Genomic DNA, 17,545 nt, shown 5'->3' on the forward strand with positions numbered 1-17,545 from the left:
AGCGCCCCCCGTTTCCAGCCAAATATAATAAAGAGAGAGGCTACAACCGTGATCGACGCCCTGAACCACTTGCCGCGCCCCCGGGCCGGTGCCGACCAGTTGGCCGAGCGCTTCAGCGACCTCGCCCCACCCCTCACCGCCCGCCAGGCCGCCGTCGAGAGCGCGCGCTGCCTGTACTGCTACGACGCCCCCTGCGTCAACGCGTGCCCCAGCGACATCGACATCCCGTCATTCATCCACCGCATCAGCGACGAAAACCTGCAAGGCGCCGCCGAACGCATTCTCTCGGCCAACATTCTGGGTGGCAGCTGCGCCCGCGTCTGCCCCACCGAAATCCTCTGCCAGCAAGCCTGCGTGCGCAACAACGCGCAGGAATGTGCACCGGTACTGATCGGCCAGTTGCAGCGCTACGCCCTGGACAATGCCCACTTCACCGAGCACCCGTTCAACCGCTCACCGGCTACCGGCAAGCGCATCGCCGTGGTGGGTGCCGGGCCGGCCGGGCTGTCCTGCGCCCATCGCCTGGCCATGCACGGGCATGACGTGGTGGTGTTCGAGGCCTGCGACAAGGCCGGCGGGCTTAACGAGTACGGCATCGCCCGCTACAAGCTGGTCGACGACTACGCCCAGCGTGAAGTGGAGTTCCTGCTGGGCATTGGCGGCATCGAAGTACGCCATGGCCAGCGCCTGGGCGGCAACCTGAGCCTGGGCGAACTGCGCGATCAGTACGACGCGGTGTTCCTCGGCCTCGGTCTGAACGCCGTGCGCCAGCTGGGTCTGCCCGATGAAGAAGCCCCTGGCGTGCTCGCCGCTACCGAATACATCCGCGAGTTGCGCCAGGCCGATGACCTGAGCCAGCTGCCCCTGGCCGACCGCTGCCTGGTGATCGGTGCTGGTAACACCGCCATCGACATGGCCGTGCAGATGAGCCGCCTGGGGGCCCGCGACGTCAACCTGGTGTACCGCCGTGGCCACGCCGACATGGGCGCCACCGGCCACGAGCAGGACATTGCCAAGGCCAACCAGGTGCGCCTGCACACCTGGGCGCGCCCCGACGCCGTGCTGCTGGATGACGCCGGCAAGGTGCGCGGCATGCGCTTTGCCCGCACCGAACTGGCGGACGGCCGCCTGCGCGACACCGGCGAAACCTTTGAGCTGCAAGCCGATGCCATCTTCAAGGCCATCGGCCAGCGCTTCGACGATGCCTGCCTGGTCGACCCGGTGGCTGCGCAACTGGCCCGCGAGGGTGAGCGCATTCGTGTTGACCAAACCCTGCAGACCAGCCTGCCGGGCGTATATGCCGGCGGCGACTGCACCGCCCTGGGCCAGGACCTCACTGTCCAGGCCGTGCAGCACGGCAAGCTGGCCGCCGAAGCCATCCATGCCCAACTCATGCTCAACGCGGAGGCAGCGTAAATGGCCGACTTGTCTATCGTGTTTGCCGGCATCAAGGCACCCAACCCGTTCTGGCTGGCTTCCGCACCGCCAACCGACAAGGCCTACAACGTGGTCCGCGCCTTCGAGGCTGGCTGGGGTGGTGTGGTCTGGAAAACCCTGGGCGAGGACCCGGCGGCGGTCAACGTGTCGTCGCGCTATTCGGCGCACTACGGCGCCAACCGCCTGGTGCAGGGCATCAACAACATTGAGCTGATTACCGACCGTTCGCTGGAAATCAACCTGCGTGAAATCACCCAGGTGAAAAAGGACTGGCCCGACCGCGCATTGATCGTGTCGCTGATGGTGCCGTGCGTCGAGGACTCTTGGAAGTTCATCCTGCCGCTGGTGGAGGCCACCGGTGCCGATGGCATCGAGCTGAACTTCGGCTGCCCGCACGGCATGCCGGAGCGCGGGATGGGTGCGGCGGTCGGCCAGGTGCCTGAGTACGTGGAGCTGGTTACCCGCTGGTGCAAGACCTACTGCTCGCTGCCGGTGATCGTGAAGCTTACGCCCAACATCACCGACATCCGTCAGTCGGCCCGCGCCGCCCACCGTGGCGGGGCCGATGCGGTGTCGTTGATCAACACCATCAACTCCATCACCAGCGTCGACCTGGACCGCATGGTGGCCCACCCCATCGTCGGTGACCAGAGCACCCATGGTGGATACTGCGGTTCGGCAGTGAAGCCGATCGCCCTGAACATGGTGGCAGAAATTGCCCGCGACCCGGAGACACGTGGCTTGCCAATATGCGGTATTGGCGGCATCGGCAACTGGCGTGACGCGGCGGAGTTCATGGCCCTGGGCAGTGGCGCCGTGCAGGTGTGCACGGCGGCGATGCTGCACGGGTTCCGTATTGTCGAGGACATGAAGGACGGCCTGGCGCGCTGGATGGACCAGCATGGTCATCACACTGTCGAGGCGTTCCGTGGGCAGGCGGTGGGGCATACCACCGACTGGAAGTACCTGGACATCAACTACAAATCGGTGGCGCACATCGATCAGGAGGCCTGCATTGGCTGTGGGCGCTGCCACATTGCCTGTGAGGACACCTCGCACCAGGCCATTGCCAGCACCCTGAAGGCAGACGGCACACATGCGTACAGCGTGATCGAAGAGGAATGCGTGGGCTGCAACCTGTGCCAGATCACCTGCCCGGTCGAAGACTGCATCGAGATGCAGGCGCAGGATACCGGCAAGCCGTACCTGAACTGGACGCAGGACCCGCGTAACCCCTACCGCGAGGCCAGTTGAAGCAATGGGGGCCGCACAGCGGCCCCTATTGCCGAGTCAGGGCTCCAGCCCGATCCCCCGCAAGATCACGCTGGTCACCGTTTGCACCGCACTCTCGAACGCCATGTCCGACAGCATCTCGCCGCCGTTGAGCAACTGCACCTGGTAACCAAAGTCGGCATAGTGCTGGGTAGACGCCCAGATCATGTACAGCAATGCCGACGGCTCTACCGGCAGAATACGCCCCTCCTCCACCCAACGGCGGATCTTGGCTTCCTTCAATTTCGCCCAGGGCACCAGGCTGTCATCCAGGTTCACCCCAAGCACCGGCGCCCCATGCAGCATCTCTTCGGCCCAGATCTTCGAGCCCAGCGGCCGCGAGCGCGAATGGCCCATCTTGGCTCTGATGTAGCTGGTCAGCACCACGCGCGGGTCGTCGAAGTTCTCGAAGCACAGTGCGTCCTGCTTCCACACATCCAGCAGGTCCTGCAGCACCGCACGGAACAGCTCGTCCTTGGTGCTGAAGTAGTAATGCAGGTTGGAGCGCGGCAATTCGGCCTGCTCGGCAATATCACCCATGGACGTGGCGCCGTAGCCTTTCTCGGCGAACACCTTTTCCGCCGCCTGCAAGATTTTCTCGATATTGCGTCGGCGAATTTCGATCTTGTGATTGGCCATCAGGCTTGCGCCGCCCACACCGCCAAGCCACCGGTCAGCCGGCCGTCACTGAATTCGATAGTGTCGATTTGCCGGTCAGTACCGCGAATGCCCATGTGTGCTCCGTGCCGAAGGGGTTTGGCCTAGTCTACTCCGGTCGCTCCACACTTTTATATCAGCCGGCCTGAAACAGCCGGGCAACCAAAGGTTTGCCGCTCCCACAGGATCTCTTGTGTTGGAGATTTGTGTAAGGCAGTTGGCAGTTGCTCCGCTCATCCGCTACCCGCACCCCGCCCGGTCGCGCACCGGGCACTGTGCGCGATGAAGATTGAGTGCGGTGTTGATGATGCCGATATGGCTGAACGCCTGGGGGAAGTTGCCGAGCATGCGCTGGCCGGCCGGGTCGTATTGCTCGGCCAGCAGGCCGAGGTCGTTGCTCAGGCCGGTCAGGTGCTGGTACAGCGCTTCGGCTTCAGCCTGGCGGCCCAGCAAAACATAAACGTCTGCCAGCCAGAACGAACACACCAGGAAGGTGCCCTCCCCCGGCGTCAGGCCGTCGCTGCAGCTGTCACTGTCGTAGCGCATCAGCAGGCCGTTCTTCAGCAGGCGCTGTTCAATCTGCTCCAGCGTGCGTAAAAAGCGTGGGTCATCCGCCGGCAGGAAGCCGGTCAGGGCAATTTGTAACAGGCTGGCGTCCATTTCGGACGAGCCATACGCCTGGACGAAAAACTGGCCGCTGGGGTCCAGGCCTTGCTCGCAGACTTCGCGGTGAATCTCGTCGGCCACCTGGCGGTAATGGTCCCCGCGCTCGCGGCCTTCTTCAGTGGTGTCGGCCAACCCCGCAGCACGGTCGAAGGCGACCCAGGCCATGACCTTGGAGTGCACGAACTGCTGGCGGCCGCCGCGCACTTCCCAGATGCCTTCGTCCGGCTCGCGCCAGATGCCTTCGACGTAAGGCATTATCAGGCGGGAGATGGCGGCGCTGCGCGGGTGGCGCGGCAAGCCGCCCTTGATCGCCTGGGACATGGCATCGGCCAGTTCGCCATAGATGTCCAGCTGCATCTGCTGCGACGCGGCATTGCCTACCCGCACGGGTTGCGAATGCTCGTATCCGGCCAGCCACGGCAAGGTGTATTCCTGCAGGTCGCGCTCACCGGCCAGGCCATACATGATCTGCATCTGCTCGGGGTTACCGGCCACTGAGCGCAGCAGCCATTCGCGCCAGGCCTGGGCTTCGTCGAAGTAGCCGAGGTTCATGAAGGCCAGCAGCGTCATGGTGGCATCGCGCAGCCAGCAGAAGCGGTAATCCCAGTTGCGCTCCCCGCCCACACGCTCGGGCAGCGAGGTGGTGACGGCGGCGACGATGCCGCCGGTGGGGGCGTAGGTCATGGCCTTGAGGGTGAGCAACGAGCGGCGCACCAGCGGGGTATAAGGGCCCACCTGCGGGCAGCGGGCGGCGAAGGCCTGCCATTGCTCGACGGTTTGGGCAAAAGCCTGGTCGATATCGCAGTCAGGCTGCACTGGCAGGTGCGAGGGTTGGTGACGCAAGCTGAAGATTTGACGCTCGCCCGTGCCAACACGAAAGCGCGCGACGGTATGGTGGTCGAGTGCATGCGGGGGGACGGTGCTGCACAGGATCAGCCGGTCAGGGCCGGCAACGGCGCTGAGGGTCAGTGGGGCGAGCCGTTCCACCCATGGCACACTGCGACCGTAGTCGAAGCGCATGACCAGGTCCATCTCAAAATTGGTTTCGCCACTGAGACCCTCGACGATCCGCACCACCGAATTGACGTCGCCCAGTGGCATGAAGTCGAGCACCCGGGCACGGCCGGTGGCAGTGACCCAGGTGGTTTCCAGCACGAGGGTGTCGTCCAGGTATTGGCGGCTGCTGTGCTCGACCGGGTCGCAGGGGGCCACGCGCCAGCGACCGTTTTCTTCGTTGCCCAGCAGTGCGGCGAATACGGCGGGGGCGTCGAAACGGGGCAGGCACAGCCAGTCAAGCGAGCCATCGCGACTGACCAGAGCGGCGCTGCGGCAGTTGCCCAGCAGGGCGTAGTCTTCGATATGGGCGGGCATTAAGTCTCCTTGATGTGATCGCCAGTGCCGGCCTCTTCGCGGGTGAACCCGCTCCCACAGGTATCACATCGGGCCTGAGGAAAGTGATAACCCTGTGGGCGCGGCTTTAGCCGCGAAAGGGCCGGCACAGGCTTTACAAAAGCATCAGCCCAAGCGGTGCCACTCGCGCTTGTCGCGGGTCAGCAATTCATTGCCGGCTTCCGGCCCGTCTTCACCGGCCGGGTACTCATGCACTTCGCTGGCCTGCGCCCAGGCATCGAGAAACGGCTGCACCGCCCGCCAGCCGTTCTCGATGTTGTCAGCCCGCTGGAACAGGGTCTGGTCACCGGTCAGGCAGTCGTAGATCAGCGTCTCGTAGCCGGTCGCCGGGGTCATCTTGAAGAAGTCCTTGTAGGCAAAGCCCATCTCGACGTTCTCCATCACCAGTTCCGGGCCGGGCCGTTTGGCCTGCAAGTCGAACCACATGCCTTCGTTGGGCTGAATCTGGATTTTCAGGTAGTTGGGCTTGGGCCGCTCCAGCTCTGACTCGCGGAACTGCGCATAGGGAGCAGGCTTGAAGCAGATGGCAATTTCGGTGTCACGCACGCTCATGCGCTTGCCGGTACGCAAGTAGAACGGCACGCCGGCCCAACGCCAGTTGTCGATCATCACCTTCAGCGCCACGTAGGTTTCGGTCTGGCTGTCAGGCGCCACGTTGGCCTCCTGGCGGTAGCCGGGCAGCTGCTTGCGCCCCTGCTTGCCGGCACTGTACTGGCCGCGCACCGAGTTCTTCAGGGCCATTTTTGTCGACCATGGGCGGATAGCACCGACCACCTTGGCCTTTTCGCCGCGCACCGCGTCGGCGCCGAACGCGGCCGGCGGCTCCATCGCCACCATTGCCAGCAACTGGAACAGGTGGTTGGGGACCATGTCGCGCAGGGCCCCGGTGCTGTCGTAGAACGCACCACGGGTTTCGACGCCGACCGTTTCCGCAGCGGTGATCTGCACGTGGTCGATGTAGTGGTTGTTCCAGAACGATTCGAACAGGCCGTTGGAGAAGCGGCTGACCAGAATGTTCTGCACCGTCTCTTTGCCCAGGTAATGGTCGATGCGGTAGATCTGCCGTTCGCCCATCACTTTCAACAGGCAGGCGTTGAGCGCCTCGGCGCTGGCCAGGTCGGTGCCAAATGGCTTTTCGACCACGACGCGGCGAAAGCCGCCGCCAGACTCGTCGAGCAAGCCGGCCTGCCCCAGACGCTGCGCCACCTCGGGGAAGAAGCGCGGCGAGGTGGCCAGATAGAAGATGGCATTGCCGTGGCTGGTTTTGTCGATGCGCTTGGCGAGGGCCTGGTAAGTGGCCGGGTCGAGGAAATCGCCCGTCTGGTAATCCAGGCGCTTGGCCAGGCGTGCCCAAAGCTTTTCGTCCAGGCACTTGGCGCCGCCCTCGCCGCCTTTGTCACGCTCGAGCATGAACGCATGCAGGCGCGCGGCGAAATCCTCGGCGCTGGCCGGGTTGTGGTCGACGCCGACGATGCGCAGGTTGCGGTCCAGCAAACCGTCACGGCTGAGGTTGTACAGCGCCGGCATCAGCAGGCGCTTGACCAGGTCGCCATTGGCGCCAAACAGGAACAGGGTACAGGGAGGAGCGGCTGGAATGGTCTGTTTGGTCATTCGCCTTTCTTCTCGACGTGGCCACCGAAGCCCAGGCGCATGGCCGAAAGGATCTTGTCACCATACGTGCCCTGCTGCTGGCGCGAGCGGAAGCGCGCAAACAGTGCGCTGGACAGCACCGGCACCGGCACCGCCTGCTCGACGGCGGCATCGATGGTCCAGCGGCCTTCGCCACTGTCGGATACCGAGCCACTGAACTGCGACAGCTGCGGGTCGGCCACCAAGGCATCGGCGGTGAGGTCGAGCAGCCATGAGGTCACCACGCTGCCACGCCGCCACACTTCGGCGATCTCGGCCACGTTCAGGTCAAAACGCTGGTCTTGCGGCAGCTCGTTGCCGCCTTTGCTGCGCAGCAGGTCGAAGCCTTCGGCATAGGCCTGCATCAGGCCGTACTCGATACCGTTATGCACCATTTTCACGTAGTGCCCGGCCCCGGGCGGTCCGGCGTGTATATAGCCATGCTCGGCCCGCTGGTGCTCGCCGCTGCGGCCATGAGTACGCGGGATGTCACCCACGCCCGGGGCCAGCGCCTTGAACAGTGGCTCCAGGCGCTCGAACACGTCCTTTTCCCCGCCGATCATCATGCAGTAGCCACGGTCCAGGCCCCATACGCCGCCAGAAGTGCCGACGTCCAGGTAATGCAGGCCGCGTTTTGCCAGCTCGGCAGCGCGGCGCATGTCGTCCTTGTAGAAGGTATTGCCGCCGTCGATGATCGCATCGCCCGGTTCCAGCAGGTCGGCCAACTGCGCGATGGTCTGCTCGGTGGGCTCGCCTGCGGGCAGCATTACCCACACTGCGCGCGGGGCTTTGAGCTTTTGTACCAGCGCACCGAGGTCGTGCGCGCCTTGGGCGCCCTCGCCCTCCAGCCCGGTAATGGCCTCACGGTTGCGGTCGTGCACCACGGTGCGGTGGCCGGCGCGCATCAGGCGCCTTGCGATATTGCCGCCCATGCGGCCCAGCCCGACGATTCCCAATTGCATGAGCCGATGCTCCCTTACGAAATGGATGACAACACAGTCCAGCGTTTCAGATTAGTCCAGCATGCCGCCCGAGGGTTCAGCGACGAACGGCAAGACCACGATAAACAAAAAAGTTCCCACGAACTGCAAAAGAATTCAGAATGCGCCCCGCGTGAAGCGTCTACGCTTTGACTTGTCACCAGCCAAAACCGCGAGGTGTGCTCATGGGTACCTTGATGCCTGCAACCCCAACCCAGACCCTCTATGTCTCCGTGCGCCGTGATGAGCTGCGTAAACTGAAGGACGAACGTGACCAACTGCGCCAACAGGTCGCCCAGTTGAACCTGCTGCTGGCGCAACAGCGCGCTGGCGACAAGGCTACAAGCCTCTAGTTTTTCTTCCTCTTTGTGGGGGCTGCCCGGCTCCCACTCGCCGCTTATAAAGCCACCCATTCAATTTTTGTTGCGCACCATAAAGGTGCGTTGCGGGTGGCAAGCCACATTTTGGCCCACCCTCCAAACACCCCGCACCACCTTCGCCCAAACCATTTCACATCCGGTCACAAACGCCAACGTTTGCGTCTATTGCGCACATAACAATAGTGACCAGTGGGTCACCTTTTTATCACTTTCTCTCCTACACTCGGTTTTCGGCCCGCCAATTGCTCAGTGGAAGAGTGACCCAAAAAAGTCGAACTTTCAGGAAACCCGGCGGGTCATCAACATAAGCAGGCCAGACGCATCGGGCTATTCCCGATCCTGAGCCCGCACACCCCAAACAGTCCAATCGCCTTCGGCCGGAATGCCGATCGCGCTGTGCCTGCGCGCACGACCCTGGGGCATGGAACGCACTAAGCAGTTTCGAATTAGAGAGAACCAACACGTAATATCTTAACGGGTGCCAGCACCCGGCCAAGCATAGGGACGGAGAGAAGTATGATCAGTGCCGCTGTCGAGCCTCACGTAGATTCATTCAAACCGGACAACCGCGAGCCGCTCACCCCGGATTTCGCCACGACAGGCAAGGCACCCGGCGCCCAGCGCCAGCACAACCCGAACATGCGCAAGATTCTTTTCGTCACTTCGGAGATTGCAGACCTGGTAAAGACCGGCGGCCTGGGCGACGTGTCCGCCGCCCTGCCCCGTGCCTTGGCACACCTGCATGATGTACGGGTGCTGATCCCTGGTTACCGCCAGGTAATGGAAAGTGACAACCCGATCCACATCGTGGGCGAACTGGGCGGCCACGCGGCCCTGCCGCCCTGCAAGATCGGGCGCATGGACATGGCCGACGGCCTGGTCATCTATGTACTGATCTGCCCCGAGCTGTACCAGCGCGACGGCACCCCCTATGGTGCCAACAACGGCCGTGACTGGCCCGACAACCACATCCGCTTCGCCCGCCTGGGCCTGGCGGCTGCCGAAATCGCGGCTGGCGAAGGCAAGATCCACTGGAAACCGGAAGTGGTTCACGCACATGACTGGCCCGCTGGCCTGGCGCCTGCCTACATGCATTGGCGCGGGCTGAACACGCCTACCCTGTTCACCATCCACAACCTGGCGTACCAGGGCGTTTACAGCCGTGGTTGCAGCCCGGAGCTGGCGATTCCCGACCACGCCATGCAGCAGGAAGGCATGGAGTTCTACGGCAAGCTGTCGTTCCTCAAGGCTGGCCTGGCTTACTCCAGCCATATCACCACGGTCAGCGCCACCTATGCCCGGGAAATCACCACCCCGGAATTCGGCTGCGGCCTGGACGGTTTTCTCGCCAGCAAAGCCCAGCAAGGCCTGCTCGGCGGCATCCCCAACGGCATCGACGAAAGCTGGGACTCGGCCACCGACAAGCACCTGCAGCACAACTTCAGCATCAACGACTGGGAAGGCAAGGCGCGCAACACCCATGAAGTGCGCGAGTTGTTCGGCCTGGAAGCCAGCGAAGGCCCGTTGTTTGCCGTGGTGTCACGGCTGGTCTACCAGAAGGGCCTGGACCTGACCTTGGGCGTGGCCGACTACATCGTCGAACAAGGCGGGCAGATTGCGATCATCGGCCGTGGCGAGCCGGAAGAAGAACAGGCCATGCGCGAGCTTGCGCTGCGCCACCCCGGCCGCATTGGCGTGCGCATCGGCTTCAACGAAACCGACGCCCGGCGCATGTTCGCCGGCAGCGACTTCTTGCTGATGCCGTCGCGCTACGAGCCCTGCGGCCTCAGCCAGATGTACGCGCAACGCTTCGGCTCGCTGCCGGTAGCGCGCAACACCGGCGGCCTGGCCGACACCATCGAGTGCGGCGTCACGGGCTTCCTGTTCAACGAGTCGACGGTCGAGAGCTACCGCGAGGCGCTCAGCCGTGCCTTCTATGTGTACGGCAAGAAGGACTTGCTGAACGCCATGCGCTGCCTGTCGATGACCCAGCCGTTCAACTGGTGCCAGGCGGTTGAACCCTACGCCCGCCTGTACGAGGACCTGGTCAAGCAGGCACAACTGAGCCACTACTGAGCGAGGGTCAGAAGATGCACAGGCATGGCGCACACTTGATGGACGCCACGTCGGCGCGCTTCGCCCTCTGGGCGCCGGATGCGCGCAGCGTGAGCGTGGAACTGGAGCAGCAGCCGCCCGTTGCGCTGCTGCCCGATGAGGATGGCTGGTTCACTGGCGTTGCCCCGTGCAAGGCTGGGGACCTTTATCATTACCGTATCGACGGTGAACTCCAGGTGGCGGACCCGGCTTCCCGCTATCAGCCCCAAGGCGTAAAGGGGCCAAGCCAGGTGGTGGATGTGGCCGGTTACCAGTGGCAACACCCTTGGCAAGGCCGGCCTTGGCACGAAGCGGTGATCCAGGAGCTGCATGTCGGTTTGCTCGATGGCTACGCCGGGGTTGCCCGGCAGCTGCCGCGCCTGGCCGAGCTGGGCGTCAGTGCCGTCGAGCTGATGCCGCTGGGGCAGTTCCCAGGCGAGCGCAACTGGGGCTACGACGGCGTGCTGCCCTACGCACCACAAAACACCTACGGCAGCCCAGAGCAGTTGTGCGCGCTGGTCGACCAGGCCCACGGCGAAGGGCTGATGGTGCTGGTGGATGTGGTCTACAACCACTTCGGCCCCGACGGCAATTACCTGCACCAGTATGCCGGCCCGTTCTTCCGCGAAGACCGGCAGACGCCATGGGGCGCGGCCATCGATTTCCGCCGCCCGCAAGTGCGCGAGTACTTCATCCAGAACGCCCTGATGTGGCTGTGCGACTACCGCTGCGACGGCTTGCGCCTGGATGCCGTGCATGCCATTGATCAGCCCGATTTCCTGATCGAGCTGGCCCAGCGGGTGCGTGCCGCCGTAGAGCCGGGCCGGCATGTGTGGCTGGTGTTGGAGAACGAGCACAACCAGGCTGGCCTGCTGGAACAGGGCTTTGACGCCCAATGGAACGACGACGGCCACAATGCCCTGCATGTGCTGCTGACCGGCGAAACCGAAGGCTACTACGCCGACTACCAAAAACGCCCCATCGACCAGCTGGCACGCTGCCTTTCCGAAGGCTTTGTGTTTCAGGGCCAGGCAAACCGCCACGGCACGCCCCGCGGTGAACCCAGCGGGCACCTGGAACCCAGCGCCTTTGTGTTGTTCTTGCAGAACCACGACCAGGTCGGCAACCGCGCGCTTGGCGAGCGCCTGACCCGCCTGTGCCCGCCGCCAGCCCTGCGTGCGGCCACCGGCCTACTGCTGTTGGCCCCCATGATTCCGCTGCTGTTCATGGGCGACGACGACGGCAGTTGTCGGCCGTTCCTGTTCTTTACCGACTTCCATGACGAATTGGCCGACGCGGTGCGCGAAGGCCGCCGTGGTGAGTTCGCCCACTTCACCGCGTTCGCCGACCCCGAACAGCGCGAGCACATTCCCGACCCCAACGCCCAGCAGACCTTCGAGTCTTCACGCCCGCAAAACAAGGAGGTGATCGCCGGCTGGCACGGCCTTTATCAACAACTGCTGGCGCTGCGCCGCCGCCACGTCATCCCGCACCTGCCCGGTAGCCGCTCACTGGGCGCCGAGGTGCACGGCGACAAAGCGCTGACCGCACGCTGGCGGCTGGGCAATGGCAATACCCTGCGCATCGACCTGAACCTGGCGCCCACTGCGCAGGCGGTCGAACTGCCCGCTGCCGCCACTCGGCTGTTCGACACCAGCGACACCCAACACCCTGATAGCCAACTGGCCGCGTACAGCTGCGTGGTCAGCCTGCTTCCCCCTGACCAGGAGCGCCCATGAGCGAAACCGCCCTGCATCGCTTGGCAAACCGCGTCGGGCTAAGCCGCGACTGGATCGACGCCAATGCCCGGCCACAGCGCGTCAGCGACGAGGTGCTGCGCAACCTGCTCGCAGGCCTTGGCCACCCGGCCAGCGATGACACTGCCATTGCCGCCAGCCTGCGCGCGGTGGAAGCCGCCGAAGACAGCGAACACCTGCCGCCATTGCTGACCGCCGACCAAGGCCAGCCACTGGCCCTGGCACGCTACTTCAGCGCCGCCAGCGTCGCCCGCTGCACACTGGAAGACCAAACTTCGCTTGCCCTCACCCTGGACGAGCAGGCACGCCTGCCCGGTGACCTGCCCATTGGTTATCACCAGGTGGAAATAGACAGCCGCCGCTTCACCGTGGCCGTGGCCCCGCCACGCTGCCACAGCCTTGCAGACAACGTGCAGCCTCCACCACGCTGCTGGGGCCTGGCGGTGCAGCTGTACAGCCTGCGCCGCCCAGGCGACGGCGGCTACGGCGACTGCCTGGCGCTGGAGCAGTTGGCCCGCTCGGCCGCCGAGCGCGGAGCCGATGCCTTGGCCATCAGCCCGATTCACGCACTGTCGGCCATCGACCAGGAGCACTACAGCCCCTACTCACCTTCCAGCCGCCTGCTGCTCAACACCCTGTACGCCAGCCCCGCCGCCCTGCTAGGCGAACGGGAGGTGCGCATGGCCATCGAAGCCTGCGGGCTGGAGCAACAACTGGAAGAGCTGGAGCAACGGCCACTGGTCGACTGGCCACGTGCCGCCAGCGCCCGCCTGCGCCTGCTTGAAGCGCTGTACCAGGGGTTCAGCCATGGCGACCACCCGCTGCGCAAGGATTTCGACAGCTTCCGCGCAGCCGGCGGCCAGGCACTGGACCACCACTGCCGCTTCGAGGTGTTGCAAGCACAGGCTGTGGAACGCGGGCTGGGTGCCGACTGGCGCAACTGGCCCAAGGCCTGGCACGACCCCTACCACCCGGAAGTGGAGGCGTTCGCCACTGCCTACCCGGCCAAGGTCGAGTTCCACGCCTTTTGCCAATGGCTGACCGAACGCGGCCTGCAACGTGCCCAGGAGGCGGCCCGCGGCAACGGCATGGCAGTGGGCCTGATCGCCGACCTGGCGGTGGGTGCCGACGGTGCCGGTAGCCAGGCGTGGAGCCGCCAGGATGAACTGCTGGCCGGCCTGAACGTGGGTGCGCCGCCCGACATCCTCAACCGCGCCGGGCAGGATTGGGGCATTTGCGCCTTCTCGCCCGAGGGCCTCAAGCGTAATGGCTACCGCGCCTTCATCGAGATGCTGCGAGCCAACCTGGCCCATGCCGGCGGCCTGCGCATCGACCATGTGATGGGCCTGCGCCGGCTGTGGTTGATCCCGCAGGGGGCCAAGCCCAGCGAAGGCGCTTACCTCAATTACCCGGTGGACGACCTGTTGCGCCTGCTGGCGCTGGAGTCGGTGCGCCACCAGGCGGTCATCCTTGGCGAAGACCTGGGCACGGTGCCCGACGGGCTGCGCGAAACACTGGCCGAGAAGGCCGTGCTGGGCATGCGCGTGCTGCCGTTCGAGCAAACCCAGCCAGGCCAGTTCAAGCCGATTCTGGACTGGCCGGACAACGCTCTGGCCACCACCGGCACCCACGACCTGGCGCCGCTGGCCGGCTGGCTGGAAAACCGCGACATCGACTGGAGCCACCGCTTGCAACTGATCGACGCTGCCACCGAACTGCACTGGCGCCAGGGCCGCCAGATAGAACGCGACGGCCTGCGCCGTACCCTGGAGACCAACTACGGTGAACTGAAGGACAACGACGCAGTGATCGATGCGGCCATCCGCTTCGTTGGCCACACCCGTGCGCCCTTGGTGCTGATACCGCTCGAAGACCTGCTGGGCTGCGACGAGCAGCCCAACCTGCCGGGCACCACCAGCGGGCACCCCAACTGGCGGCGGCGCTTCACCCGGCCGGTGACAGAACTGCTCGATGACGAAGATGCCGCACGGCGCCTGGAGCTACTGGCTCAAGCCCGCGAACAGGCGTGGGAGCGTGACCGATGAAGCCGCTGACTGCCACCCTGCGCCTGCAGTTTCACAGTGATTTCACCCTCGACCACGCCGTGCCGCTGGTGCCGTACTTCGCCCAGCTGGGCATCAGCCACCTGTATGCCTCGCCCATCCTCAAGGCCCGCGCCGGCTCCCGCCACGGCTACGATGTGGTCGACCCCACCTGCGTCAACCCCGAACTGGGCGGCGAGGCGGCACTGGAGCGGCTGGTCGCCGCCCTGCGCCAGCACGGCATGGGGCTGATTCTCGACACCGTGTCCAACCACATGGCCGTGGGCGGGGCCGATAACCCCTGGTGGCAAAGCCTGCTGGCCTGGGGCCGGCGCAGCCCGTATGCCGAGTTCTTCGACATCCAGTGGCACTCCAGCGACCCGCTGCTGGCCGGGCAACTGTTGTTGCCGTTCCTTGGCAGCGACTATGGCGTGGCGCTGAAGAATGGCGAGATACCGCTTGAATTCGACAAGCAGCACGGCACGCTGCAAATCGCCCATTACGATCACCGCTTCCCGGTTTGCCCGGTCGACTATGGCTGGATTCTCGCCCTCAGCCCGGAGCCGGCGCTCAAGACGCTGGCCGAGCACTTCACGGCATTGGCCGAATCGACCACCCCGCTGGTCGATGCCCTGCCGCTGCACACCGAACTGGCACGCCTGGTGCGCGAAGGTGCCGACCTGGAATCGGCGCTGGTGGCATTCGACAGCCGCGCCGAAAATGGCCTCAAGCGCCTGCACCTGCTGCTGGAGCGCCAGACCTACCGCCTGGCCAGTTGGCGAACCGCTGCCGACGACATCAACTGGCGGCGCTTCTTCGACATCAACGAGCTGGGTGGCCTGAGGGTAGAGCGCGCCGTGGTGTTCGAGGCCACCCACGCCAAGCTGTTCGAGCTGATCGAACGCGGCCTGGTGGACGGCCTGCGCATCGACCATATCGACGGCCTGGCCGACCCGCGTGGTTACTGCCGCAAGCTGCGCCGTCGGGTCGATGGCCTGTTGGCGCAGCGGCCTTTGCAGGCGGCCGTGGAGCACTTCCCGATCTACGTGGAAAAAATCCTCGGCGCAGGCGAGCACCTGCACCGCGACTGGCTCACCGACGGCACCACCGGCTACGAGTTCATGAACCAAGTCTCGCTGCTGCAGCACGACCCAGCCGGCGAAACACCGCTGACTGAACTGTGGGCGAACGTCACCGAACGGCCGGGCTTCCCTGAAGAAGTGCGCCTGGCGCGGCATCTTGTGCTCAATGCCAGCCTGGCCGGTGACTGCGAATCGGTAGCCCAGGCCCTGCTGCAGGTTGCGCGCAACGACCTGATGACCCGCGACCTTACCCTGGGCGCGATACGCCGGGCGTTGCAGGCACTGGTGGCGCATTACCCGGTGTACCGCACCTACTTCAACGCCTGCGGGCGCCCGGCTGAGGACGAAGGGTTTTTCCAGCAGGCGCTGACCGGTGCCCGACACGACCTCGGCGAAGCCGATTGGCCGTTACTGGACCACCTTGAACAATGGCTGGGTGGGCAAGCCTGGCGGCAGTTGCCACCGGGCCGCCCCCGCAAGCAACTGCGCCACGCCTGCGTGCGCTTCCAGCAACTGACCGCGCCCAGCGCCGCCAAAGCCGTGGAAGACACCGCCTTCTACCGCAGTGCCCGGCTGCTGTCGCGCAACGACGTGGGCTTCGAGGCCGAGCACTTCAGCGCCCCGCCCATGCACTTCCATAACGAAGCCCAGCGGCGCCTGCGCGACTTCCCCGACAACCTGCTGGCCACCGCCACCCATGATCACAAGCGCGGCGAGGATACCCGTGCACGCCTGGCCGTGCTCAGTGAACGCGGCCCGTGGCTGGCCAGCCGAGTGGAACATTGGCGTGAGCTGGCAGAGCCGCTGCGCGCACAGCTGGACGACGGCCTGGCACCTAGCCCCGGCGACGAGTTGATGCTGCTGCAAACCCTGCTTGGCAGTTGGCCGCTAGCGCTCGACCTGCACGACGAGAACGCCCTGCGCCAGTACGCAGAGCGTATCCGCCAGTGGCAGCAGAAGGCGCTGCGCGAAGCCAAGTTGCGCAGCAGCTGGAGCGCGCCGAACGAGGCCTACGAAGGTGCCTGTGCCCGCTACATCGATGGCCTGCTGCTGGACAGCGAAAACCAGCAGCTGCGCAAATCCGTGGCAGATGCCGCGCAATTGCTGGCCTGCCCCGGCGCCCTCAACAGCCTGGTCCAGACCCTGCTGCGCATGACCACACCCGGTGTGCCCGACCTGTACCAGGGCAACGAGTACTGGGACTTCAGCCTGGTCGACCCGGACAACCGCCGCCCCGTGGACTACGCTTTGAGGCGTCGCACCCTGGACGACGCCACGCCGGTAGCCGAGCTGCTGGCGCACTGGCGCGATGGCCGCGTCAAGCAGGCCTTGATCGCCCGGGTGCTGGACTGCCGCCAGGCCCACGCCGAGCTGTTCCGCCGTGGCGCCTACCTGCCACTGACCGTGCAGGGCCGGCATGCAGACAAGGTGATTGCCTTTGCCCGCCTGGGTGAAGGCGAGCATGCCGTCGTCGTCGCCCCGCGCCTGGCCAGCGGCCTGCTCGGTGGTGCTGTTACACCGTTGATCCCGGCACAGAACTGGGACGACACCCGGCTGGTTCTGCCGTTTGCCTTGTCGCCTGCCAACTCGACGGGACTTTTCGCCTGCACGGCGGTCAGCTCTTCCAAGGAGTTGATGTTGAGCACCGTGCTGGCGGAGTTTCCGGTCAACGTGTTGATACAACAATCTTGAGCATCAGGAGCGTCATGATGAGTGTCGATGAAAAGCGTATTCGCGAATTTGCCTACCAGATCTGGGAATCTGAAGGTAAGCCCGTAGGGGAGGAAGAACGCCACTGGGATATGGCCCGCAAGCTGGCCGAGGCTGAGGCCTTGGCCCCCAAGGCAGAGCCACGCAAGCGGGCGCCGGCCAAGCCCAAGGCAGCCGCTGAGCCCAAGGCGCCTGCCGAGCCGAAGGTAGCTGCCCTGCCCGGGGTTAAACCCGCTGCGGCGAAAAAGCCTCGGGCGGTGAAAAAGCCTACTGCCGGGTAAGCCTGTACCGGCCATTCGCGGGCTTGCCCGCTCCCACAGGATCTCCACAGGGCTGACGTGTGGTGTTCTAACTGTGGGAGCGGGCAAGCCCGCGAAGGGGCCAATGCAGGACAGCACAATTCCCCTTACGTCACGGCCATTTGAGGAT

The 17,545-nt window shown here is 64.9% G+C and carries 12 protein-coding genes; 8 read left to right on the forward strand and 4 right to left on the reverse strand.

The window, feature by feature from the left end:
* Window positions 1-48 precede the first annotated feature (48 nt).
* Together JOY50_RS06675 and preA are read left to right on the forward strand one after the other, a co-directional pair.
* A complete protein-coding gene (locus JOY50_RS06675; RefSeq protein ID WP_243054967.1) occupies window positions 49-1,416 on the forward strand; it encodes an NAD(P)-dependent oxidoreductase in 1,368 nt (455 codons plus the stop codon).
* The gene (gene preA, locus JOY50_RS06680) at window positions 1,417-2,691 is read left to right on the forward strand and encodes an NAD-dependent dihydropyrimidine dehydrogenase subunit PreA (RefSeq protein ID WP_019470142.1); all 1,275 of its coding nucleotides are present in this window, start codon (window positions 1,417-1,419) and stop codon (window positions 2,689-2,691) included. It begins immediately after the preceding gene.
* Window positions 2,692-2,727: 36 nt separating this feature from the next.
* On the opposite strand, the gene JOY50_RS06685 is transcribed toward preA, so the two are convergent.
* From JOY50_RS06685 to gnd, 4 genes are all read right to left on the reverse strand, one after another.
* Entirely contained in the window at window positions 2,728-3,348 is a 621-nt protein-coding gene (locus JOY50_RS06685; protein WP_026034333.1) for a TetR/AcrR family transcriptional regulator, read from the reverse strand.
* A 258-nt stretch (window positions 3,349-3,606) separates the two neighbouring features.
* Window positions 3,607-5,403, reverse strand: a complete 1,797-nt coding sequence (locus JOY50_RS06690; RefSeq protein ID WP_138736036.1) for a glycoside hydrolase family 15 protein — start codon at window positions 5,401-5,403, stop codon at window positions 3,607-3,609.
* A gap of 144 nt (window positions 5,404-5,547) precedes the next feature.
* Window positions 5,548-7,053, reverse strand: a complete 1,506-nt coding sequence (gene zwf / locus JOY50_RS06695; protein WP_019470138.1) for a glucose-6-phosphate dehydrogenase — start codon at window positions 7,051-7,053, stop codon at window positions 5,548-5,550.
* Window positions 7,050-8,033, reverse strand: coding sequence for a phosphogluconate dehydrogenase (NAD(+)-dependent, decarboxylating) (gene gnd, locus JOY50_RS06700; RefSeq protein WP_016488154.1), 984 nt, complete (start codon window positions 8,031-8,033; stop codon window positions 7,050-7,052). The genes zwf and gnd overlap by 4 nt, the downstream gene beginning before the upstream one ends.
* Window positions 8,034-8,236: 203 nt before the next feature.
* Between gnd and JOY50_RS06705 the strand changes: the two genes are divergently transcribed.
* The 6 genes from JOY50_RS06705 to JOY50_RS06730 all read left to right on the forward strand — a co-directional run bounded on the left by JOY50_RS06705 (window position 8,237) and on the right by JOY50_RS06730 (window position 17,397).
* Window positions 8,237-8,404 carry a DUF6026 family protein gene (locus JOY50_RS06705; RefSeq protein ID WP_238341775.1) on the forward strand — a complete coding sequence of 56 codons (168 nt, stop codon included), beginning with the start codon at window positions 8,237-8,239 and terminating at the stop codon, window positions 8,402-8,404.
* A gap of 543 nt (window positions 8,405-8,947) precedes the next feature.
* On the forward strand, window positions 8,948-10,507 hold the full coding sequence (gene glgA, locus JOY50_RS06710) for a glycogen synthase GlgA (RefSeq protein WP_019470136.1): 1,560 nt from the start codon (window positions 8,948-8,950) through the stop codon (window positions 10,505-10,507).
* 14 nt (window positions 10,508-10,521) lie between these two features.
* Window positions 10,522-12,264 carry a malto-oligosyltrehalose trehalohydrolase gene (treZ, locus tag JOY50_RS06715; RefSeq protein WP_132841834.1) on the forward strand — a complete coding sequence of 581 codons (1,743 nt, stop codon included), beginning with the start codon at window positions 10,522-10,524 and terminating at the stop codon, window positions 12,262-12,264.
* Window positions 12,261-14,327, forward strand: coding sequence for a 4-alpha-glucanotransferase (gene malQ / locus JOY50_RS06720; RefSeq protein ID WP_132841836.1), 2,067 nt, complete (start codon window positions 12,261-12,263; stop codon window positions 14,325-14,327). Before treZ ends, malQ begins: the two co-directional genes overlap by 4 nt.
* Complete coding sequence (locus JOY50_RS06725; protein WP_132841839.1) at window positions 14,324-17,098, forward strand: malto-oligosyltrehalose synthase; 2,775 nt, start codon at window positions 14,324-14,326, stop codon at window positions 17,096-17,098. The genes malQ and JOY50_RS06725 overlap by 4 nt, the downstream gene beginning before the upstream one ends.
* Before the next feature lie 14 nt (window positions 17,099-17,112).
* Window positions 17,113-17,397: a DUF2934 domain-containing protein gene (locus tag JOY50_RS06730; protein WP_019470132.1), complete on the forward strand. Its 285-nt coding sequence runs from the start codon at window positions 17,113-17,115 to the stop codon at window positions 17,395-17,397.
* The last annotated feature ends 148 nt before the right edge of the window (window positions 17,398-17,545 follow it).

Source organism: Pseudomonas sp. BP01 (assembly GCF_022760795.1).
GTDB lineage: Bacteria > Pseudomonadota > Gammaproteobacteria > Pseudomonadales > Pseudomonadaceae > Aquipseudomonas > Aquipseudomonas putida_Q.